This is a genomic window from Paracoccus acridae, assembly GCF_014642735.1.
In the GTDB taxonomy this organism is placed as follows: Bacteria; Pseudomonadota; Alphaproteobacteria; order Rhodobacterales; family Rhodobacteraceae; genus Paracoccus; species Paracoccus acridae.
The window spans coordinates 207,274-226,784 of the sequence record NZ_BMIV01000001.1 but is presented as its reverse complement, the minus strand read 5'-3'; the positions used below and the strand labels follow the sequence as shown (position 1 = coordinate 226,784).

General features: G+C 66.8%; 19 protein-coding genes. 9 read left to right on the top strand and 10 right to left on the bottom strand.

Features of this window, described 5'->3' with window-relative positions; all coding sequences use genetic code 11:
• Window positions 1-65 precede the first annotated feature (65 nt).
• On the bottom strand, window positions 66-3,071 hold the full coding sequence (gene ileS, locus IEX25_RS01155; RefSeq protein ID WP_188713681.1) for an isoleucine--tRNA ligase: 3,006 nt from the start codon (window positions 3,069-3,071) through the stop codon (window positions 66-68).
• Window positions 3,072-3,215: 144 nt separating this feature from the next.
• On the opposite strand from ileS, the gene IEX25_RS01150 reads away from it, so the two are divergent.
• Window positions 3,216-4,040 (top strand): DUF6635 family protein, encoded by an 825-nt coding sequence (locus tag IEX25_RS01150; RefSeq protein ID WP_229664986.1) that lies wholly within the window; start codon window positions 3,216-3,218, stop codon window positions 4,038-4,040.
• Here the strand turns inward: IEX25_RS01150 and queF are convergent.
• Window positions 4,037-4,498 (bottom strand): preQ(1) synthase, encoded by a 462-nt coding sequence (gene queF, locus IEX25_RS01145; RefSeq protein ID WP_188713680.1) that lies wholly within the window; start codon window positions 4,496-4,498, stop codon window positions 4,037-4,039. The genes IEX25_RS01150 and queF overlap by 4 nt on opposite strands.
• An 87-nt stretch (window positions 4,499-4,585) precedes the next feature.
• Here queF and IEX25_RS01140 point away from each other — a divergent pair, with 87 nt between their 5' ends.
• Window positions 4,586-5,017: a group III truncated hemoglobin gene (locus IEX25_RS01140; protein ID WP_229664985.1), complete on the top strand. Its 432-nt coding sequence runs from the start codon at window positions 4,586-4,588 to the stop codon at window positions 5,015-5,017.
• Here IEX25_RS01140 and IEX25_RS01135 read toward each other — a convergent pair.
• The 5 genes from IEX25_RS01135 to IEX25_RS01115 form a co-directional block, all read right to left on the bottom strand.
• Window positions 5,014-5,661: a trimeric intracellular cation channel family protein gene (locus IEX25_RS01135; RefSeq protein ID WP_188713679.1), complete on the bottom strand. Its 648-nt coding sequence runs from the start codon at window positions 5,659-5,661 to the stop codon at window positions 5,014-5,016. The two genes, IEX25_RS01140 and IEX25_RS01135, sit on opposite strands and share 4 nt — an antisense overlap.
• Entirely contained in the window at window positions 5,658-6,125 is a 468-nt protein-coding gene (rnhA, locus tag IEX25_RS01130; RefSeq protein ID WP_188713678.1) for a ribonuclease HI, read from the bottom strand. Before rnhA ends, IEX25_RS01135 begins: the two co-directional genes overlap by 4 nt.
• Entirely contained in the window at window positions 6,118-6,732 is a 615-nt protein-coding gene (locus tag IEX25_RS01125) for a glutathione S-transferase family protein (RefSeq protein WP_229664984.1), read from the bottom strand. The genes rnhA and IEX25_RS01125 overlap by 8 nt, the downstream gene beginning before the upstream one ends.
• 62 nt (window positions 6,733-6,794) lie before the next feature.
• Window positions 6,795-7,751: a 4-hydroxy-3-methylbut-2-enyl diphosphate reductase gene (gene ispH, locus IEX25_RS01120; RefSeq protein ID WP_188713677.1), complete on the bottom strand. Its 957-nt coding sequence runs from the start codon at window positions 7,749-7,751 to the stop codon at window positions 6,795-6,797.
• 47 nt (window positions 7,752-7,798) lie between these two features.
• Window positions 7,799-9,232, bottom strand: coding sequence for a cobyric acid synthase (locus tag IEX25_RS01115; RefSeq protein ID WP_188713676.1), 1,434 nt, complete (start codon window positions 9,230-9,232; stop codon window positions 7,799-7,801).
• 72 nt (window positions 9,233-9,304) lie between these two features.
• Here IEX25_RS01115 and secG point away from each other — a divergent pair, with 72 nt between their 5' ends.
• Together secG and pyrG are read left to right on the top strand one after the other, a co-directional pair.
• Window positions 9,305-9,859, top strand: a complete 555-nt coding sequence (gene secG, locus IEX25_RS01110; RefSeq protein WP_188713675.1) for a preprotein translocase subunit SecG — start codon at window positions 9,305-9,307, stop codon at window positions 9,857-9,859.
• 165 nt (window positions 9,860-10,024) lie between these two features.
• Entirely contained in the window at window positions 10,025-11,668 is a 1,644-nt protein-coding gene (gene pyrG / locus IEX25_RS01105) for a CTP synthase (protein WP_103171877.1), read from the top strand.
• A gap of 37 nt (window positions 11,669-11,705) precedes the next feature.
• On the opposite strand, the gene IEX25_RS01100 is transcribed toward pyrG, so the two are convergent.
• Window positions 11,706-12,260: a LabA-like NYN domain-containing protein gene (locus IEX25_RS01100; protein WP_188713674.1), complete on the bottom strand. Its 555-nt coding sequence runs from the start codon at window positions 12,258-12,260 to the stop codon at window positions 11,706-11,708.
• Window positions 12,261-12,353: 93 nt separating this feature from the next.
• Here IEX25_RS01100 and folK point away from each other — a divergent pair, with 93 nt between their 5' ends.
• The 4 genes from folK (at window position 12,354) to IEX25_RS01080 (ending at window position 16,197) form a co-directional block, all read left to right on the top strand.
• Complete coding sequence (folK, locus tag IEX25_RS01095) at window positions 12,354-12,953, top strand: 2-amino-4-hydroxy-6-hydroxymethyldihydropteridine diphosphokinase (protein ID WP_188713673.1); 600 nt, start codon at window positions 12,354-12,356, stop codon at window positions 12,951-12,953.
• Window positions 12,954-13,024: 71 nt separating this feature from the next.
• On the top strand, window positions 13,025-13,378 hold the full coding sequence (rpoZ, locus tag IEX25_RS01090) for a DNA-directed RNA polymerase subunit omega (RefSeq protein ID WP_188713672.1): 354 nt from the start codon (window positions 13,025-13,027) through the stop codon (window positions 13,376-13,378).
• A 30-nt stretch (window positions 13,379-13,408) separates the two neighbouring features.
• Window positions 13,409-15,523, top strand: a complete 2,115-nt coding sequence (locus IEX25_RS01085; RefSeq protein WP_103171881.1) for a RelA/SpoT family protein — start codon at window positions 13,409-13,411, stop codon at window positions 15,521-15,523.
• A gap of 35 nt (window positions 15,524-15,558) precedes the next feature.
• On the top strand, window positions 15,559-16,197 hold the full coding sequence (locus IEX25_RS01080) for a DUF2062 domain-containing protein (RefSeq protein WP_188713671.1): 639 nt from the start codon (window positions 15,559-15,561) through the stop codon (window positions 16,195-16,197).
• A gap of 43 nt (window positions 16,198-16,240) precedes the next feature.
• On the opposite strand, the gene IEX25_RS01075 is transcribed toward IEX25_RS01080, so the two are convergent.
• Window positions 16,241-17,596 carry an alpha,alpha-trehalose-phosphate synthase (UDP-forming) gene (locus IEX25_RS01075; protein WP_188713670.1) on the bottom strand — a complete coding sequence of 452 codons (1,356 nt, stop codon included), beginning with the start codon at window positions 17,594-17,596 and terminating at the stop codon, window positions 16,241-16,243.
• Entirely contained in the window at window positions 17,596-18,342 is a 747-nt protein-coding gene (gene otsB, locus IEX25_RS01070) for a trehalose-phosphatase (protein WP_229665005.1), read from the bottom strand. Before otsB ends, IEX25_RS01075 begins: the two co-directional genes overlap by 1 nt.
• Window positions 18,343-18,487: 145 nt before the next feature.
• On the opposite strand from otsB, the gene IEX25_RS01065 reads away from it, so the two are divergent.
• Entirely contained in the window at window positions 18,488-19,453 is a 966-nt protein-coding gene (locus IEX25_RS01065; RefSeq protein WP_188713668.1) for an NAD(P)H-dependent flavin oxidoreductase, read from the top strand.
• Window positions 19,454-19,511: the final 58 nt, after the last annotated feature.

Below are 19,511 nucleotides of genomic sequence, written 5' to 3'. Positions count from 1 at the left end.
TGCACATCGTGCAGGATGGGCCGGGGCCTCGCCCGCGTCAAGCGGGCGAGGCATGGTCGATGGCTTCAGGCCAAAACGTCCTCGCAGCGGGCGCAGACACCCGGATGCTTGTGCGTGCCGACATCGGGCAGGATCTTCCAGCACCGCTGGCATTTTTCCCCTTCCGCCAGTTCGAAGACCACGCCGATGCCGGGGGTTTCCGCCATGCGGAAGGCCTCGGCCGGGGCCGGGTCGGCGGTCAGCGACAGGTCCGAGGTGATGCAGACATCCGCGAAATCCACCGATTTCAGCGCGGCCAGCATGTCGGCGTCCTCGACATGGACAACCGGCGCGGCCTCCAAGCTGGCGCCGATGGTCTTGTCGGACCGCCTGACCTCCAGCGCGGCCGTCACCACGCGACGGGCGCGGCGCACATGGTCCCACTTGACCGCCAGCGGCTCGTTCAGCCAGTCGGCGGGGGTGTCGGGGAAATCGTGCAGATGCACGCTGTCGTCATCAGACGGGAAGCGCGACAGCCACACATCCTCGGTCGTGAAGGGCAGGATCGGGGCCAGCCAGGTCACAAGCCGATGGAACAGGATGTCCAGCACCGTCCGCGCGGCCCGGCGGCGCGGGTCCGTCGCGGCGTCGCAGTAAAGCGAATCCTTGCGGATGTCGAAATAGAAGGCCGACAAATCCACGGTGCAGAACTGGAACAGCGTCTGGAACACGCCCTGGAAGTCGAACTGGTCATAGCCCTTGCGGACCGCATGATCCAGTTGCGCCAGCCGGTGCAGCACCCATTGTTCCAGTTCCGGCATCTGGTCGGGCGCGATCCTTTCGGCATCCGTGAACCCGTCCAGCGCGCCCAGCAGGAAGCGCAGCGTGTTGCGCAGCCGACGATAGCTGTCGGCGGTGCCCTTCAGGATCTCCGGCCCGATCCGCTGGTCGGCGGTGTAATCCGCCTGCGCCACCCACAGCCGCAGGATGTCGGCGCCGTATTGCTCGATCACCTTGGCGGGAACGATGGTATTGCCCAGCGACTTGGACATCTTCATGCCCTTCTCGTCCAGGGTGAAGCCATGGGTGACCACATTGCGATAGGGCGCGCGGCCCCTGGTCGCGCAGCCCTGCAACAGCGAGGACTGGAACCAGCCGCGATGCTGGTCGGTGCCTTCCAGGTACACGTCGGCGACGCCGTCGGGCGCGCCATCCGCCCGGTCGCGCAGCACGAAGGCATGGGTCGAGCCGCTATCGAACCACACGTCCAGCACGTCCATGACCTGGTCGTAATCGTCTGGGTTCACGATGCCGTCCAGAACCCGGGCCTTGAAGCCGTCGCGGTACCAGACATCCGCGCCCTCGGCCTCGAAGGCCGCGATGATGCGGTCGTTCACGCGGGCATCGCGCAGCAGGAAGTCGTCGTCGGTGGGCTTGGCACCGCGACGCACGAAGCAGGTCAGCGGCACGCCCCAGGCCCGCTGGCGCGACAGCACCCAGTCGGGGCGGTTCTCCACCATGGAATGGATCCGGTTGCGCCCGGTCTGCGGCCACCATTTCACCAGCTTGTCGATCGAGGTCAGCGCGCGGGTGCGGATCGTCTGGCCGTATTCGTTCATGCCGTCGGTCAGCGGCTTGTCGATGGCCGCGAACCATTGCGGCGTGTTGCGATAGATCAGCGGCGCCTTGGATCGCCAGCTGTGCGGATAGGAATGCTTGATCTTGCCTTTGGCCAGCAGCGCGCCGGCATAGGCCAGCTGCTTGATGACGCTGACATTGGCCGGGCCGTCCTTGCCGTCCGCGTCGATGATCGCCTGCCCGCCGAACAGCGGCAGGTCGGCGCGATAGCTGCCATCCGGTTCGACGTTATAGGTCATGGGCAGCCTGAAGCGCAGGCCCATCTGATAGTCGTCGTCGCCATGGCTTGGCGCGGTATGGACAAAGCCCGTGCCCGCGTCGTCGGTGACGTGATCGCCCGGCAGCAGGGGCACGTCATAGTCCCATTCGCCATTGCCGCCCTCGACGCCGCGCAGGGGGTGGGCAAGAGTTATTGTGGCTAGAGTATCAGCCTCAAGGCCACGAACTTTAGTATATTCCTCTACCTTGCCTGCCTGCATAACATCCGCAGCAAGCTTGTCTGCCAAGATGACGAGTTCACCTTCGGCAGCCTGCGAGCCCTCACCAACTTTGATGATCTTATATAGCCCGTACGTCAGCATAGGCCCGAATGCCACTGCACGGTTCTGTGGAATAGTCCACGGAGTGGTCGTCCAGATAACCACCGACGCCCCGCGAAGCTCATGATTTCTTGCCTGTAGTGCGTCAGCCATTTCGGCCTGAGTCATCTCACCTCGAGAATACTCGGCGTCATTGACCTCAACGATCTTGAACCGCACCCAGATCGTATGGCTGGTGTGGTCCTTGTATTCGACCTCGGCCTCGGCAAGCGCGGTCTTCTCCACCGGCGACCACATCACGGGCTTGGACCCCTGATACAGCGCGCCGTTCATCACCAGCTTCATGAACTCGGCCGCAATCACCGCCTCGGCGTGGAAATCCATCGTCAGATAGGGATCGTCCCACTTGCCGGTGATGCCCAGGCGCTTGAATTCCTGCCGCTGGATGTCGATCCATTCATCGGCGAAGCGGCGGCATTCCTGGCGGAACTCGACCACGTCCACGGCGTCCTTGTCGCGGCCCTCGGCGCGGTATTTCTCCTCGATCTTCCATTCGATCGGCAACCCGTGGCAATCCCAGCCGGGCACGTATCGCGCGTCGCGGCCCATCATCTGGTGGCTGCGCACGATGATGTCCTTGATGGTCTTGTTCAGCGCGTGGCCGATATGCAGGTGCCCGTTCGCATAGGGGGGGCCGTCGTGCAGGATGAAGGGCGTGCGGCCCCCCTCCTGATTGGCGGCGCGTTCGCGCAGCCGGTCATAGATGCCGATGCTCTCCCAGCGGGCCAGCCATTCGGGCTCTCGCTGCGGCAGGCCCGCGCGCATGGGAAAATCCGTCTGCGGCAGGAACACGCTGTCGCGGTAATCGGGGGCGTCGGTCGTGGAAACGGTGTCGGCGGTGGTATCGGCGGCCATCGGGGCATCCTTCGAGGGCATGAGATCGGTCGGGGGGTTCGGACATGCGGCGACCCGGCGGCGCGAAACCTCACGCCACCGGGTTGCTAATTCGGGGTCCGAACGCCAGAAATTCCATGCCGACCTCTATAGAAAGCCGCCCGCTTGCCCGCAACCCTGACCGACGATGCCATGGCCCGCCGCCGCGCCGCCGTGTCGCGCTTTGTCCGCGCCCGATACGGGCCGCGGGGCACGCTGCGGCTGCACCGCGCGGCGCTCGGCTGGGATCTGCTGCGCGCGCCGGTCAACGTGATGCTGTCGCCGGTCTTCCTGCTGACCCGGCTGGGGGGCTGGGCGCTGCCCCGGCTGGGACTGCGGCGCGCGGGGGCCTGGCTGTCAACGCGGCGGGTCTTTCTGCCATCGGACATGGGGCGGGTGATCCAGGCCGACCTGGAAGGCCTGGTGGCCGATCTGGACGCGCAGGGCATCGGCCCCGCCGCCCCGCCCGCCATCACCCGCCAGGCGGCGGCCGCCCTGGCCGAGACCCGCAATGCCGTGTCCGAGATCACGACCTCGGTCATCGTGCTGGCCTCGGGCTGGCTTCTGTTCAACCGCGCCACGCCCGGCGTGATCTCGCTGGCAGGCCCGCTGGCCGAGATGCGCGCCCATTCCACCGCCGTCGGCGACTTCCTGCTGGGCGAGCGGCTGGGCCGGGCCTGGTACTGGGCCTTCCCGGTCGAGCTTTCGCCATGGGAGGTGATCCTGACGGGCCTGGCGCTGGCGGTGCTCGGATCGCTGGTCACGACCTTCGCGGGACTGATCGCCGATCCGCTTCAGGTCGCGACCGGCACCCATCGCCGCCGCATCCTGCGCCTGCTGGACCGGTTGGACCGCGCCCAGGCCGGGCCCGGCCTTGAACGCGAACACCTGCTGGCACGCGCGGGCGATCTGTCGGACGCCCTGCTGATGATCTGGCGGAACCTGCGCTAGCCCCGCCCGCGATAGCCCGCCACGCCCTGGTCGGGCAGCCACAGCCCGGCGGGCGCGGCGCCCGTCTGCCAGAAGACGTCGATGGGCATCCCGCCGCGCGGATACCAATACCCGCCGATCCGCAGCCATTGCGGCGCGATGGTCTCGGCCAGCCGCTTGCCGATGCCGACGGTGCAATCCTCGTGAAAAGCGCCGTGGTTGCGGAAGCTGCCAAGAAACAACTTCAGCGACTTCGACTCGACCAGCCAGTCGCCGGGGACATAGTCGATCACCAGATGCGCAAAGTCCGGCTGGCCCGTGATCGGGCACAGGCTGGTGAATTCCGGCTGGGTGAAGCGCACGGCGTAAAGCTCGCCCGCCTGGGGGTTCGGCACGCGTTCCAGCACGGCCCGGTCGGGGCTTGCGGGCAGGTCGGTCCTGGCGCCAAGCTGGGTCAGGGCGTCGGTGTAATGGGTCATGGGGACTTCCTTTCGCAGGCCGCGCGGGTAGCAGCCACCGCCCGCCGGGTCAAACCGCGCCTTGCGCCAGGCCGCGCGCCACGCCACATGAAGGGCCTGACCAACGGACCCGCCGCCATGATCCCGCCCCGCTTCGACGTCACCCCCGCCCAGATCGACCGCGTCGTCGCCGTCTTCTACCGCGCCGTCCGCCGGCACGAGGTCCTGGGCCCGGTCTTTGCCCGCCATGTGACCGACTGGCCCGCGCACGAGGCCAGGATCGCCGCCTTCTGGCGCAACGCGATCCTTTACGAACGCAGCTATGACGGCAATCCGATGCGCGTCCACATGCAGGCGGGCGACGTGCGGGCCGATCACTTCCCGATCTGGCTGGCGCTGTTCGACGAAACCCTGCGCCGCAGCCTGCCGCCCGGTCCGGCGCGGGCCTGGTCGGCCCTGGCGCATCGGATCGGCGCCGGACTGCGCATGGGGGTCGAGGACCTGCGCGAACGCCGGATGGGCCCGCCCGTCCTGCGCTAGCTGTTGTTCCTGTCGGTCCTGGGCGGACGGGCGCGATAGGTCGGCAGGCTCCACCCCAGCAACAGGCTGCCCGCGCGCAGGGCCATGACCACAAGCCCGCAGAAGATCAGCGCCATCGGCCGGGGCATCCCCACGCCGATCAGCGCCACGGCGACGACCGCGCCGCCAAAGGCCGCGGTGACATAAAGCTCTCCCTGCCTCAGGACCATGGGCAGTTCGTTGCCCACCACGTCGCGGATCAGCCCGCCGAAGGTGCCGGTGACGACGCCCATCGCCACCACGACGACCGGGCTGACGCCCATTGCAAGGGCAGCCCCCGCGCCTGCCGGGACGGCCACGGCCAAGGCAAAGGCATCCAGCCAGACGATCAGGCGATAGCGGCTTTCGAACAGATGCGCGGTGAAGAAGACCAGCACCGCCGCGCCCGAGGTCAGCAGGATCAGTTCCGGTTGGCCCACCCAGAAGACCGTGTCGCGGTTCAGGACCAGGTCGCGCACCGTGCCGCCGCCGATCCCGGTCAGGGTGGCGAAGAAGATGAAGCCCACCAGATCCAGCTGCGCCCGGCTGGCGACCAGGGCGCCGGTCAGGGCAAAGACCAGAACCGCCGCGTAATCCAGCAGCGGGATCAGGACGCCCTGCGTCACCCGGCGGCCTTGGCGGGCTTGAAGGGCGCCATGCCGCCCCGCGCCAGTTCGTCGGCGCGCTCGTTTTCGGGATGGCCGGCATGGCCCTTGATCCAGGCCCAGGTGACGGTGTGGCGGCGCTGCGCCTCGTCCAGGCGCTGCCACAATTCGGCGTTCTTGACGGGCTTGCGGTCGGCGGTCTTCCAGCCGTTCCGCTTCCAGCCGTGGATCCACTGGGTCACGCCGTTCTTCACATAGGCGCTGTCGGTGGTGATGGTGATCGTGCTTGGCCGCGCCAGCACCTCGAGCGCGGAAATCGCGGCCATCAGTTCCATCCGGTTGTTGGTGGTCAGCGCCTCGCCTCCGGCAAGCTCGCGTTCCTTGACGATCCTGCCGCCATCCATGGCGCGCATCAGAACGCCCCAGCCGCCGGGGCCGGGATTGCCGCTGCAGGCGCCGTCGGTCCAGGCGAAAAGCTCAGCCATCCAACCCCACATATCCCGGAAGGGCCGCCACGCGGGCCAGCCATGCATTGACGGCAGGAAAGCGCGCCATGTCGAAGCCGCCCCGTTCGCCCGCTGTATGGGTATAGGCGTAAAGGCAAATATCGGCCAGGCTGGCCGCATCGCCCACCAGCCAGTCGCGCCCCGCCAGCCGGTCCTCCATCACCTGCAGCAGCGCGTGGCCGCTGTCCAGCAGCGCCTCCATCCGCTCGGGCGTGGCCTGGGCGCGGCGATGGGGATAGGTCCGCAAGGCGGCGCGCACGGCGATCACCCCTTCGTGCTGGTTCTGTTCCCAGAACATCCAGGACAGCATCTCGGCCCGCGCAAAGGGATCGGCGGGCACGAAGCCCGTCCCCTCGCCCAGCCAGCACAGGATCGCATTCGATTCGGGCAGCAGCCGCCCGTCATCCAGTTCCAGCACCGGTGCCTTGCCGAAGGGCAGCCGCCCCAAGGCCTTGGCCCCCTCCAGCGCCTCGGTCATGTATTCGACGTCAACCGTTTCGACCGTCCGCCCCAACAGCGCCAGCAGCAGCCGCACCTTGTAGCTGTTGCCCGACGAAGGCATGGAATAAAGCCGCATCCCTGGCATCTCTTGTGTCCAAATATCCTCGGGGGGTCCGGGGGGCGAAGCGCCCCCGGCGCATGCGTGCCTCAGGCGGTTTCCCGCAAGACCTTCGGCACCTTGAATTCCACATTCTCCTGCGCCGTCTCGACGATCTCGACCGTCACGTCATAGCGCGCGCGGAAAGCGTCGATCACCTCGTTCACCAAGACCTCGGGCGCGCTTGCTCCTGCGGTGACGCCCACGGCGGTCGCCCCGTCGATGGCGCGCCAGTCGATCTGGTCGGCGCGCATCACAAGCTGCGAATAGGCGCAGCCCGCCGCCCGACCGACCTCGACGAGGCGCTTGGAATTGGACGAATTCGGCGCCCCGATCACCAGCAGCGCGTCGATCTTGGGCGCGACCGCCTTGACCGCCGCCTGCCGGTTGGTGGTGGCATAGCAGATGTCTTCCTTTGCCGGACCGGCAATGGCCGGAAACCGCGCCTGCAAGGCCGCCACGATTTCCGCCGTGTCATCGACCGACAGGGTGGTCTGGGTGATGAAGGCCAGCCGTTCGGGATCGCGGGGCGTGATCCGCGCCACATCCTCGACCGTCTCGACCAGGATCACTTCGCCCTCGGGCAACTGGCCCATGGTGCCCAGGACCTCGGGATGGCCGGCATGGCCGATCATCACCATCTGCAGGCCCTCGGCGTGATGGCGCGCGGCCTCGTTATGGACCTTGGTCACCAGCGGGCAGGTCGCGTCCACATGGATCATGTTGCGCCGCCGCGCCTCGGCGGGCACCGCCTTGGGCACGCCATGGGCGGAAAAGATCACCGGGCGGTCGTCGGGCACGTCGTCCAGTTCCTCGACAAAGACCGCGCCCTGGTCGCGCAACCCGTCCACTACGAACTTGTTGTGAACGATCTCGTGCCGGACATAGACGGGGGCGCCCCATTTCTGCAGCGCCAGTTCCACGATCTTGATCGCGCGGTCCACGCCCGCGCAAAAACCGCGCGGGGCGGCAAGATACAGCATCAGGGGGGGCTTTGCGTGTTCCATCCCCCCGAGGTAGCGCGCCGGGGCCGCTTCGTCCAGCGTCAAGCCCGTCACAAACCGGCAACCGCCAGCAGCCCGCCCACGTCCAGATGCGCCTCGAGGTGGTCGGCCAGATCGTCCAGCGCCTGATCGACCCCTGCCTCATATCCCGGCTGCGATGCCGCGCCCAGCCGCGCCAGCCAGGCGGCCCGGAAGCCGTCGTCGGAAAACAGCCCGTGCAGATAGGTGCCCATGATCCGCCCGTCGCGGCTGACAGCACCGTCGGGGCCGGGAACATGGGCCAAGGGCCGCGCGCAATCGGGGCCGGTGGTGCGGCCCATGTGGATCTCGTATCCGGTGACGGTCTGTCCCAGCGCGGTCCCGGTCACGCGTTCCAGCCGCTTGTCGGGCGCCATGACCGTTTCGACGTCCAGAAGCCCAAGGCCCGCGACCTCTCCTGCGACGCCATCACTGCCCAAGGGATCGCGGACCACCCGCCCCAGCATCTGGAAGCCGCCGCAGAGACCCAGCACATGCCCGCCCCGCCGCACATGAGCGGCAAGGTCGATGTCCCAGCCCTGCGCGCGCAGGAAGGCGAGATCCCCCAGCGTCGATTTCGTGCCGGGGATCACCACCACGTCGGCATCGCCGGGAATCGCCCGGCCCGGACCCAGCATGGTCAGGCGCACCCCGGGTTCCGCCGCCAGCGGGTCCAGGTCGTCGAAATTGGCGATCCGCGACAGGCACAGGCAGACCACATGCAGCCCCTGCCCGGCCGAGGCTCGCAGATCCACCGCATCCTCGGACGGCAGGCGGTGCGCGTCCGCGAACCAGGGCAAAACGCCGAAGCCCCGCCAGCCGGTCGCCCCCTCAATCATCCGGTAGCCGTCGTCGAACAGGCGCAGGTCGCCCCGGAACTTGTTGACCAGAAAGCCCCGGATCGTCGCGGCGTCGGCTGGGTCGATCACCGCCTGCGTGCCCACGATCTGCGCGATCACCCCGCCCCGATCGATATCGCCCGCCAGCACCACGGGCACCCGTGCTGCCCGCGCGAAGCCCATGTTGGCGATGTCGCGGGGGCGCAGGTTCACCTCGGCCGGGCTGCCTGCGCCTTCGACGATCACAAGGTCATGGGCGGCGGAGAGGCGGGCGAAGCTGTCCAGCACGCCCGCCAGCAACCGGGGACGCAGCGTCGCATAATCTCGCGCCTCGGCGCGCGCGATGGCGCGGCCCTGCAGGATCACCTGCGCGCCGGTATCCGTTTCGGGCTTCAGCAGCACCGGGTTCATGTCGGCCAGCGGTTCCAGCCCGCAGGCGCGGGCCTGGAGCGCCTGCGCCCGGCCGATTTCCCCGCCATCCGCTGTCACGGCTGCGTTGTTCGACATGTTCTGCGGCTTGAAGGGCGCGACCGACAGGCCCCGGTTGCGCGCGGCGCGGCACAGGCCCGCCACCAGCAGCGACTTTCCGACATTCGATCCGGTGCCCTGGATCATCAGCGCGGGCATGGGTTTACTCTGCTTGCCAACATCTGCCCGGATGACTAGATAGGCGCGTCCGAAAGCGAAAGGCCGAAAGCCGTGGAAAACGTCGTCCTGACCATCCATCTGATCCTTGCCGTGCTGCTCACCGGCGTGGTGCTGCTGCAACGGTCCGAGGGTGGCGGGCTTGGCATGGGCGGCGGTGGCGGCGGCGTGATGACCGGCCGGCAGGCCGCGAACGCCCTGACCCGGCTGACCTGGTTCTTCGGCATCGCGCTGTTCGTGACCTCGATCGCGCTGACCATCATCGCCGCGCGGCAGGTGTCCAACAGCTCGATCATGGACCAGTTGGGCGTTCCGGCCAGCCGCCAGGAATCCACGCTGCCGGCGGCCCCGGCCTATGTTCCGCCGCCCTCCTCCACGACCGGCGGCGATCCCCTGACCCCGCCCGCGCCCGATGCGCCTGCGGCTGACACCGCCGCGCCCGAGGCTGCGGCACCCGCGGTCGAACCCGTGGCCCCGCCTGCGGCCGAGCCTGCGACCCCGGCACCCGCCGAACCCGCAGCGACCCAGCCCGCAGAACCGCAGGCCGCCACCCCGGCCCAGCCCGAGGCCCCGGCGCCCGTCGCCCCGGCCCAAGCCCCGGCGAACTAAGTCACACCACAACTAGGGGCGGCTGATCCCGCCCCCACATCAACTTGCGGTTCCTTGCGACCACGGGGCGAATCGGCTATATCTCGGGTCCCGTGATGCAGGTCGCAGGACCCGCAACCATTTTGAACTTGCGAAATCACGCTTTCAGGAATCACGGGGGCCTTCATGGCGCGTTACATCTTCATCACCGGCGGCGTCGTGTCCTCGCTCGGCAAGGGCCTGGCATCGGCGGCATTGGGCGCGCTGCTGCAGGCACGGGGCTTCACGGTGCGACTGCGCAAGCTGGACCCCTATCTGAACGTCGATCCCGGCACCATGTCGCCCTTTGAACATGGCGAGGTCTTCGTGACCGACGACGGCGCGGAAACCGACCTGGACCTGGGCCATTACGAACGCTTCACCGGCGTCAGCGCGCGCCGCACCGACAGCGTGTCTTCGGGACGCATCTATTCCAACGTGCTGGAACGGGAACGTCGCGGCGAATACCTGGGCAAGACCATCCAGGTGATCCCCCACGTCACGAACGAGATCAAGGACTTCCTGTCCGTCGGCGATGACGAGGTCGATTTCATGCTCTGCGAAATCGGCGGCACGGTCGGCGACATCGAGGGCCTGCCCTTCTTCGAGGCGATCCGCCAGTTCATCCACGAACGCCCGCGCGGCCAGTGCATCCTGATGCACCTGACGCTGCTGCCCTATCTGGCGGCCAGCGGCGAGTTGAAGACCAAGCCCACCCAGCACAGCGTCAAGGAACTGCAATCCATCGGCCTTGCCCCCGACGTGCTGGTCTGCCGGTCCGAACACCCGATCCCGGAAAAGGAACGCGCCAAGATCGCGCTGTTCTGCAATGTCCGCCCCGACGCCGTGATCCCCGCCTATGACCTGAAGACCATCTACGAGGCGCCGCTGGCCTATCACCGCGCGGGCCTGGATCGCGCCGTCCTGGACGCCTTCGCCATCAGCCCCGCCCCGCGTCCCGACCTGTCCAAGTGGGAAGACGTCATGGACCGGCTGGAGAATGCCGAGGGCCAGGTGAACATCGCCGTGGTCGGGAAATACACCCAGCTTGAGGATGCCTATAAATCCATCGCCGAGGCGCTGACCCATGGCGGCATGGCCAACCGGGTTCGCGTCAAGGCCGACTGGGTGGACAGCGAGAAGCTGGAAGGCGAAGGCGCGCATCTTCTGGACGGATACCACGGCATCATCGTGCCCGGCGGCTTCGGCGAACGCGGGACCGAGGGGATGCTGGCCGCTGCCAGATACGCGCGGGAAAAGAAGGTGCCCTATCTGGGCATCTGCCTGGGAATGCAGATGGCCGTGATCGAGGCCGCGCGCAACCTGGCCGGGATGCCCGACGCCGGGTCCGAGGAATTCGACCACGAGGCGGGCAAGACGCGCTTTACCCCCGTCGTCTATCATCTCAAGGAATGGGTGCAGGGCAATTACACCGTGCAGCGCAAGGTGACCGACGACAAGGGCGGCACCATGCGGCTGGGCGCCTATACCGCCATCCTGACGCCCAATTCGAAGATCAGCGAAGTCTATGGCGGCGCCACGGAGATCGAGGATCGCCACCGCCACCGCTACGAGGTGGACGCCACCTATCGCGAAGCGCTTGAACAGGCGGGCCTGTGCTTTTCGGGCATGTCCCCCGACGGCAAGCTGCCCGAGGTGATCGAATATCCCGACCACCCTTGGTTCATCGGCGTGCAGTCCCACCCGGAACTGAAGTCGAAGCCCTTCGAGCCTGCGCCGCTGTTTGCGGGCTTCGTACGGGCCGCGATGGAAGAAGGGCGGCTGGTCTGATCCCGTTGCCCGGCCCCATGCGGGGCCGGGACATGCCTTAGCCTTCCGACGACGCCTGCTGTTCGCGCGGCGGACGGCCCACGATGTCACGCAGGGCGTCCAGTTCGATGAAGTTGTCGGCCTGCCGGCGCAGGTCGTCGGCGATCATCGGCGGCTGGCTGCGGATGGTGGATACCACCGAGACGCGGACCCCCTGGCGCTGCAAGGCCTCGATCAGGGGCTTGAAGTCGCCATCACCCGAAAACAGCACGGCATGGTCCAGCCGGGGGGCAAGCTGCATGGCGTCGATGGTCAGTTCGATGTCCATGTTGCCCTTGACCTTCCGGCGGCCCAGCGTATCGGTATATTCCTTGGCGGGCTTCGTGACCACGCAATAGCCGTTGTAGTGTAGCCAATCCACCAGCGGGCGGATGGGGGAATAATCCTCGCCCTCCATCAGGGCGGTATAGTAATAGGCGCGCATCAGCTTGCCGCGCCGGTCGAATTCCTGCCGCAGCAGCTTGTAGTCGATGTCGAAGCCCAGAGCCTTCGCCGAAGCGTAAAGGTTGGCTCCGTCGATGAAGATCGCCAGGCGATCGTCCTTGTAAAACATAGTACTTGCCTTCAATGGGACTGCGCGGTCCGACGGGCGCGCAACCTTGCACACGCGTGTTAAACACAGGACTTCATAGAACAAAGGGGCCTCATGGAAAACTTGTCTTTCGGTATCGTTTCCCTGGGCGCGAACCTGCCGTCCGCCGCAGGCGATCCCGCACGATCTCTCCGCGAAGCCCTGAACATTCTGCATGCTGAACCGAACATTTCAATAGCGGCCATCAGCCGCATCTGGCGGACCCCCGCCGTCCCGGCGGGATCCGGCCCAGATTACGCCAATGCCGTTGCCGCCATCCGCACGGGATTGGACGCGGCCAGCCTTCTGGACCGCCTGCACGGGATCGAGGCCCGGTTCGGCCGCGACCGCAGCACCGGCCGCTGGTCGGCGCGGGTGCTGGACCTGGATCTGATCGCGCTTGACGGCCTGATCCTGCCGGATCCCGAAACGGTGCGGCACTGGATGGGGCTTGGCGCAGCCGACCAGCAGACCTTGGCCCCCGACAGGTTGATCCTGCCCCATCCCCGGATGCAGGACCGCGGCTTCGTCCTGGCGCCCCTGGCGGAAATCGCCCCCGGCTGGCGCCACCCCTTGACGGGACTAAGCGTGTCGCGGATGCTGGCTGCGCTTGGACCCGATGCCATGTCGGGCATGACACCGCTGCCGCCGGGCGGCGGGCTTGTCTGTTCTTGACAATTCCAGCCATGACGTTCACAACCTCGGTTTCCGCCCGGATATCCGATTCGCAACTGCACAGGTGAGACATGGCCCGAGTAACGGTTGAAGACTGCGTTGACAAAGTCCCGAACCGCTTTGATCTGGTGATGCTTGCCTCGCATCGTGCGCGTGAAATCACCGCCGGCAGCCCGCCCACGGTGGACCGCGACAACGACAAGAACCCCGTTGTCGCCCTGCGCGAGATCGCCGAGGAAACGCAGCCCGTGGACGACCTGCGCGAACGGATGATCGAATCGACCCAGACCCAGATCGAGGTCGATGAGCCGGAAGAAGACGCCATGGCCCTGCTGCTGGGGGTCGAGGTGGATCGGCCCAAGCCCGCCGACGAGGAATCCGAGGAACGGATGCTGCGCATGATGCTGGAAGCGAACCAGCGTTAAGGCGACACGAACAGGGGTCTTCGGCCAAGAATGATCGACGTCGAAGACCTTATCGCGCTTGTCCGCAACTATAACCCGCGCAGCAATGCCCGCCTGATCCGCGACGCCTATGAATACGGGATGCGGATGCATGAAGGGCAGTTCCGCCATTCGGGCGAGCCTTACTTCACCCATCCCATCGCCGTCGCCGCCATCCTGACGGAAATGCGGCTGGACGATGCGACCATCGTCACCGCCCTTCTGCACGACACGGTCGAGGATACCCGCTCGACCAAGGAAGACCTGACGGCCGCCTTCGGCCCCGAAATCGCCGATCTGGTCGATGGCGTCACCAAGCTGACCAACCTGGAACTGTCCTCCGCGCAGTCCAAACAGGCCGAGAATTTCCGCAAGCTGTTCATGGCCATGTCGCGCGACCTGCGCGTGATCCTGGTCAAGCTGGCCGACCGGCTGCACAACATGCGCACCATCCGGTCCATGCGCCCCGAAAAGCAGGTCAAGAAGGCCCGCGAGACGATGGACATCTTCGCGCCCCTGGCCGGGCGCATGGGGATGCAGTGGATGCGCGAGGAACTGGAAGACCTTGCCTTCAAGGTCATCAACCCCGAGGCGCGCAATTCCATCATCCGCCGCTTCGTCAGCCTGCAAAAGGACAGCGGCGACATCATCGGGGCGATCACCGCCGACATCCGCGTCGAACTGGAACGAGAGGGGATCGAGGCCGATGTCTTCGGCCGCGCCAAGAAGCCTTTTTCCGTTTGGCGCAAGATGCAGGAAAAGCAGTTGGCGTTTTCCCGGCTGTCCGACATCTATGGCTTCCGCATCATCACCCGGTCCGACATGGACTGCTATCGCGCGCTTGGGGTGATCCACCAGCGGTGGCGCGCCGTGCCGGGGCGGTTCAAGGACTATATCAGCCAGCCCAAGTCCAACGGCTATCGGTCCATCCATACCACCGTATCGGGCCGCGACGGCAAACGGGTCGAGGTCCAGATCCGCACCCGGCAGATGCACGAGGTGGCCGAGGCCGGGGTTGCCGCGCATTGGGCCTATCGCGACGGGGTGCGCACCAAGAACCCCTTCGCGGTCGATCCCGCCGAATGGATCGACGCCCTGACCGACCGGCTGGAGGGCGAGGACCACAACGAGTTCCTGGAAGCCGTCAAGCTGGAGATGTACCAGGACCAGGTCTTCTGCTTCACGCCCAAGGGCGACGTGATCCAGCTTCCCAAGGGGGCGACGCCCATCGACTTCGCCTATGCGATCCATACGCGGCTGGGCAATTCCTGCGTCGGCGCCAAGGTGGACGGGATCCGCGTGCCCCTGTGGACGCGGCTGAAGAACGGCCAGTCAGTCGATATCATCGCCGCGTCGGGGCAGCGCCCGCAATCGACCTGGCTGGACATCGTCGCCACCGGCCGCGCCAAGTCCGCCATCCGCCGGTCCCTGCGCGAGGAGGACCGCGACCGCTTCATCCGCCTGGGCCGGGAACTGGTGCGCGTCAGCTTCGAACATGTCGGCCGCAAGGTGACCGACAAGGCGCTGCGCACCGCCGCCAAGCAGATGGGCCTGGCCGACGGCGACGAATTGCTGGCCCGCATCGGCAGCGCCGAGAATTCAGCCAAGGAGGTGCTGCAGGTCCTGTATCCCGACCTGGCCGCCCATCAGGACGAGATCGACGGCACCCGCCCCTTCGCCGGGGTCGAGGCCGATGCCGATTTCAAGCGTGCGCCCTGCTGCCGTCCGCTGCCCGGCGAACGGATCGTCGGCATCACCTATCGCGGCAAGGGCGTGGTGATCCATGCCATCGACTGCCCGGTTCTTGCGGAATACGAAGACAGCCCTGACCGCTGGGTCGATGTGCAATGGCGCGCGGGCAGGCACCCGGCGGTCTATTCGACCGTGCTGCACCTGACGATCCGCCACGATGCCGGGGTGCTGGGCCGCATCTGCAGCCTGATCGGCGCGCAGGGGGCCAATATCTCGAACCTTGAATTCCTGGACCGCAAGCCCGACTTCTACCGCATCGAGGTCGAGGTCGAATTGCGCGACCAGGAACATCTGCACAACCTTCTGACCGCGCTTGAAGCCGAAAGCGATGTCGCGCAGGTTGCTCGTATCCGTGACATCGCGAAGAAGCCCTGAACGGATGTCGCGTTAAGAAATAAGGGAACGAAACCGTGTTCAAGCGCAGCAAGCCGCGCACATACGGGCAACTGGCCAGCGAATTCGTCTATCCGCCGGGCGGGTTTCGCCGGTCCACCACCTATTTGTGGTATCGGTTGCGGCGCCTGCCGGATCAGCCGCATCGCATCGCGCGCGGCATGGCGGCGGGGGTGTTCCTGTCCTTCACCCCGCTGCACGGCTTTCACTTCATCGTCGCCGCGCTTTTGTCGCTGGCCATCCGGGGCAACGTGCTGGCGGCCTTTGTCGGCACCTTCGCGGGCAATCCGCTGACCACGCCCTTTATCGCGCTTGGCGCGGTCGGGTTGGGGCGGACGCTGCTGGGCCTGCCAGGCGACATGTCGCCGCAGGTGATCTTTCGCGAATTCGCCCATGCCACGGCGGAAACCTGGCACAACGTCATGTCCGCCGTGGGCCCCGGTCCGACCAGCTGGAGCGGGCTTTCCGAGTTCTGGCAAGAGATCTTCCTGCCTTATGCGGTTGGCGGCGCGGTCTTGGGCGGGATCGCCGCCGTGCTGTCCTATTACCTGACGATCCCGGTCGTGCGCCGCTATCACCGGCGCAAGGCACAGGCCATGGCCGCACGCATCGCCAAGGTGCGCAAGGCTGCGGATCAGGGTCGCGGCACCGGCTGATCCTGCCCGGCGAAAGCTCAAGAGTCCGATCTCGGATTGAATATCAGCTTCGGACCTGGGACAGCGCGTCCAGATAGGCCGCCGACCACCAGCCGACATCCTGTTCCATCACCCTTTTCAGCAGGGCCGAATGGCGGGCGCGGCGTTCCTCCAGGGGCATGTCAATCGCCTGCTGCATCGCCTGGGCCAGTTCCCCCGGATCGTGGGGGTTGATGATCAGGGCATCCTCCATCACCTCGGCCGCGCCGGCAAAGCGCGACAGGATCAGGACGCCGGGATCTTCGGGATCCTGGGCCGCGACATATTCCTTGGCGACCAGGTTCATCCCGTCGGCCAGGGGCGTGACCAGGCCCACCCGCGCCTGGCGGTAAAGGCCCGCCAGTTCGTTCCGCGGGATCGGGCGGTGGATGAAGCGGATGGGCGTCCAGTTGACGGTGGCGAACTGGCCGTTGATGCGGCCCGCCAGATGTTCCGTTTCCTCGCGGATCTGCTGATAGGCGTCCACGGATTCGCGCGTGGGCGGGGCGATCTGCAGCAGCATCACCTTTTCCGTCAGCGAGGGGTCGTTTTCCAGCAGATACTGGAAGGCCCGGAATCGCTGCGGGATGCCCTTGGAATAATCCAGCCGGTCCACGCCGATCATCGACAGGGCGCCCGTCAGGCTGCGCATCCGGTCTTCCTCTCGGGCGCTGCCTGCCTCGGCGACAAAGGCCGCCGCGTCGATGCCGATGGGAAAGACGCCCGCGCGAAGGGGGCGCCCGGCGATAAGGAAATCCGTGTCGGACAGCTGTTCGGCATCCGCCAGGCTGCGGGCGCTTGTCGCGAAGCGATCCAGGTCACGCTGCGCTTGAAAGCCCACCAGATCGTAATGGGACAGCCATTCGAACAGTTCGGCCGGATTGGGCAGGGTGGCGCAGTCGGCGGGTCCGGGAAAGGGGATGTGCAGGAAATGACCGATCGGACCCTGCACCCCCAGCTTACGCAGTTCCTGGGCCAAGGGGAACAATTGATAGTCCTGCACCCAGATCTGGTCGTCCGGCCGCAGATGCGGCACCAGCAGCCGGGCGATGCGTTCGTTCACCCGGCGATAGCCTTCCAGATATTCCGGCAGGATCCGCATCAGGTCCGGCCGGCCATGACAGACCGGCCAAAGAACGGAATTGGAATAGCCAAGGTAATAGTCGTCGTGATCCTGGACCGTCAGGTCGAACGAGGCGCGCTGGAAAGCCGCCCCTTCATGAAAGGCCAATTCTTCGCAAGGGTCCTCCACCGTCTCGCCCGAGAAGCCGACCCACAGCCCGCCGGATGTGCGCAAGGCGTCTTCCAGGGCGACGACAAGCCCGCCGGACGGACTGTCCCCCAAGGGAATACGGTTCGATATGACGACCAGACGCGACATCAGCGCAACCCCTCCAGCGCGTCGTCCAGCCAGCGGGCAAGCGCGGCGGGATCGGGCAGGCGATGGCGGGCGACGGTTTCGCCCGCGCCGATCTTGATCCCCTGCCCGCCCAGGGCCTGGGCACGGGCCATCGCCACCTCGTCCGTCAGGTCGTCGCCCGCATAGACGGGAACGCGGCCTGCAAAGGGGGCCATCGCCAGCAGCCGGTCCAGGGCACCGTCCTTGCCGCTGCCGGCCGGGCGCAATTCCATGGCCATCTTGGCGGGTTGCAGGACCAAGTCCGGGTTCGCATCGGCAAGCCGGGCCATCACCTCCTCGACCACCGGGCGCAGGGACGGGTCGGCGCGGTAATGCAGCGCCACACCATGCGGCTTGCGTTCGACCAGGATCGCGGGATGATCCGCCACCGCATCGGCCGCCGCCCGGTGCAGCGCGTCCGGGTCCAGATCGGCCTGATGCGTGGTCTCGATCACCTGCCCCGACAGCGCCAGTTCCGCCCCGTGGCTGCCCGCGATGGCACCGGGAAAATCAGGCAGGTGACGGCGCAGATCCGCGACATCCCGCCCCGAGATCAGCGCCACGGCCCCGTCCAGGGCATCGTGCAGGCGCGCCAGCCGTTCCGGCAGGCCCGGCGGGATCACCACCGCGTCCGGGCGGGGTGCGATGTCCACCAGGCAGCCGTCGAAATCCAGGAACAGGGCGGTGTCCGGGGTCAGAACGGGAAGGGACAGGGCCAGCGGCTGCATCGGCACGCATTCTCCTTTGCAACGAAGATCATGATCTCAACCCCCGGACTTGGATCGGGTTCACTGGCGGACCCGGTTTTTCCGCCGCGTCAGGCTTGCCCGATCCCGGCACGCAGGCCATCGTCGCGCAAACCCGGAGGATCCCATGCTGCCGCCTATCCTGTCCAACCTGCGCATTCCCGTCGTCGCCTCGCCCATGTTCATCGTGTCGGGGCCTGATCTGGTGATCGCGCAATGCAAGGCGGGCATCGTCGGCAGCTTTCCCGCGCTGAACGCGCGCGAGAGCGACGGCGAGGCCCCCTTGCTGGACGCCTGGCTGACCCGGATCGCCGAGGAGCTGGACCGCCACAACCAGGCCAATCCCGACCGGCCCGCCGCGCCCTTCGCGGTGAACCAGATCGTGCATCGTTCCAACGCGCGCCTGGAACGCGACATCGAGATCTGCCACCGCCACAAGGTGCCGATCTGGATCACCAGCCTGGGCGCGCGGGTCGAGGTGAACCAGGCCGCCCATGATTGCGGCGGCATCGCGCTGCATGACGTCATCAACAACGTCTTTGCCAGGAAGGCCATCGAGAAGGGCGCGGACGGGCTGATTGCGGTGGCGGCAGGCGCGGGCGGCCATGCCGGTCCGCAGTCGCCCTTTGCCCTTGTCCAGGAAATCCGCGACTGGTTCGACGGCCCCCTGCTGCTGTCGGGCGCCATCGCCACGGGGCGCGCGGTGCTGGCGGCGCAGGCGATGGGGGCCGATCTGGCCTATATCGGCAGCCCCTTCATCGCGACCGAGGAGGCCAATGCGCCCGCCGACTACAAGCGGATGATCACCGAAAGCGGAGCCATGGACATCGTCACCTCTTCGCTGTTCACGGGCGTGTCGGGCAACTATCTTGCCCCCTCGATCAGGGCGGCGGGGATGGATCCCGACAACCTGGAAACCGCCGATGCATCGGCCATGAACTTCGGCGGCGGCTCGTCCAAGGCCAAGGCCTGGAGCCAGATCTGGGGGTCGGGCCAGGGGATCGGCGCGGTCCGCGACATCGTGCCCGCCGCCACCCGCATCGACCGGCTGGCCTGCGAATACGCGGCGGCGAAGGCGGCGATCTGCGGCTGACCTTTGCGGATCGCCCCTTCGTTCCCATATAGGGGCAACGAAGGACCAGCGGAGGACA

Excerpts from the sequence above, each read along its gene's own strand:
- otsB (WP_229665005.1), bottom strand. The coding sequence starts at position 18,342 with ATGCAGCCGCTGGCCCTGTCCCTTCCCGTTCTGACCCCGGACACCGCC.
- rpoZ (WP_188713672.1), top strand. The coding sequence starts at position 13,025 with ATGGCCCGAGTAACGGTTGAAGACTGCGTTGACAAAGTCCCGAACCGC.
- ileS (WP_188713681.1), bottom strand. The coding sequence starts at position 3,071 with ATGGCCGCCGATACCACCGCCGACACCGTTTCCACGACCGACGCCCCC.
- queF (WP_188713680.1), bottom strand. The coding sequence starts at position 4,498 with ATGACCCATTACACCGACGCCCTGACCCAGCTTGGCGCCAGGACCGAC.
- IEX25_RS01125 (WP_229664984.1), bottom strand. The coding sequence starts at position 6,732 with ATGCCAGGGATGCGGCTTTATTCCATGCCTTCGTCGGGCAACAGCTAC.
- IEX25_RS01085 (WP_103171881.1), top strand. The coding sequence starts at position 13,409 with ATGATCGACGTCGAAGACCTTATCGCGCTTGTCCGCAACTATAACCCG.
- IEX25_RS01140 (WP_229664985.1), top strand. The coding sequence starts at position 4,586 with ATGAAGGGCCTGACCAACGGACCCGCCGCCATGATCCCGCCCCGCTTC.
- IEX25_RS01115 (WP_188713676.1), bottom strand. The coding sequence starts at position 9,232 with ATGCCCGCGCTGATGATCCAGGGCACCGGATCGAATGTCGGAAAGTCG.
- IEX25_RS01075 (WP_188713670.1), bottom strand. The coding sequence starts at position 17,596 with ATGTCGCGTCTGGTCGTCATATCGAACCGTATTCCCTTGGGGGACAGT.
- pyrG (WP_103171877.1), top strand. The coding sequence starts at position 10,025 with ATGGCGCGTTACATCTTCATCACCGGCGGCGTCGTGTCCTCGCTCGGC.
- ispH (WP_188713677.1), bottom strand. The coding sequence starts at position 7,751 with ATGGAACACGCAAAGCCCCCCCTGATGCTGTATCTTGCCGCCCCGCGC.
- rnhA (WP_188713678.1), bottom strand. The coding sequence starts at position 6,125 with ATGGCTGAGCTTTTCGCCTGGACCGACGGCGCCTGCAGCGGCAATCCC.
- IEX25_RS01100 (WP_188713674.1), bottom strand. The coding sequence starts at position 12,260 with ATGTTTTACAAGGACGATCGCCTGGCGATCTTCATCGACGGAGCCAAC.
- IEX25_RS01065 (WP_188713668.1), top strand. The coding sequence starts at position 18,488 with ATGCTGCCGCCTATCCTGTCCAACCTGCGCATTCCCGTCGTCGCCTCG.
- folK (WP_188713673.1), top strand. The coding sequence starts at position 12,354 with ATGGAAAACTTGTCTTTCGGTATCGTTTCCCTGGGCGCGAACCTGCCG.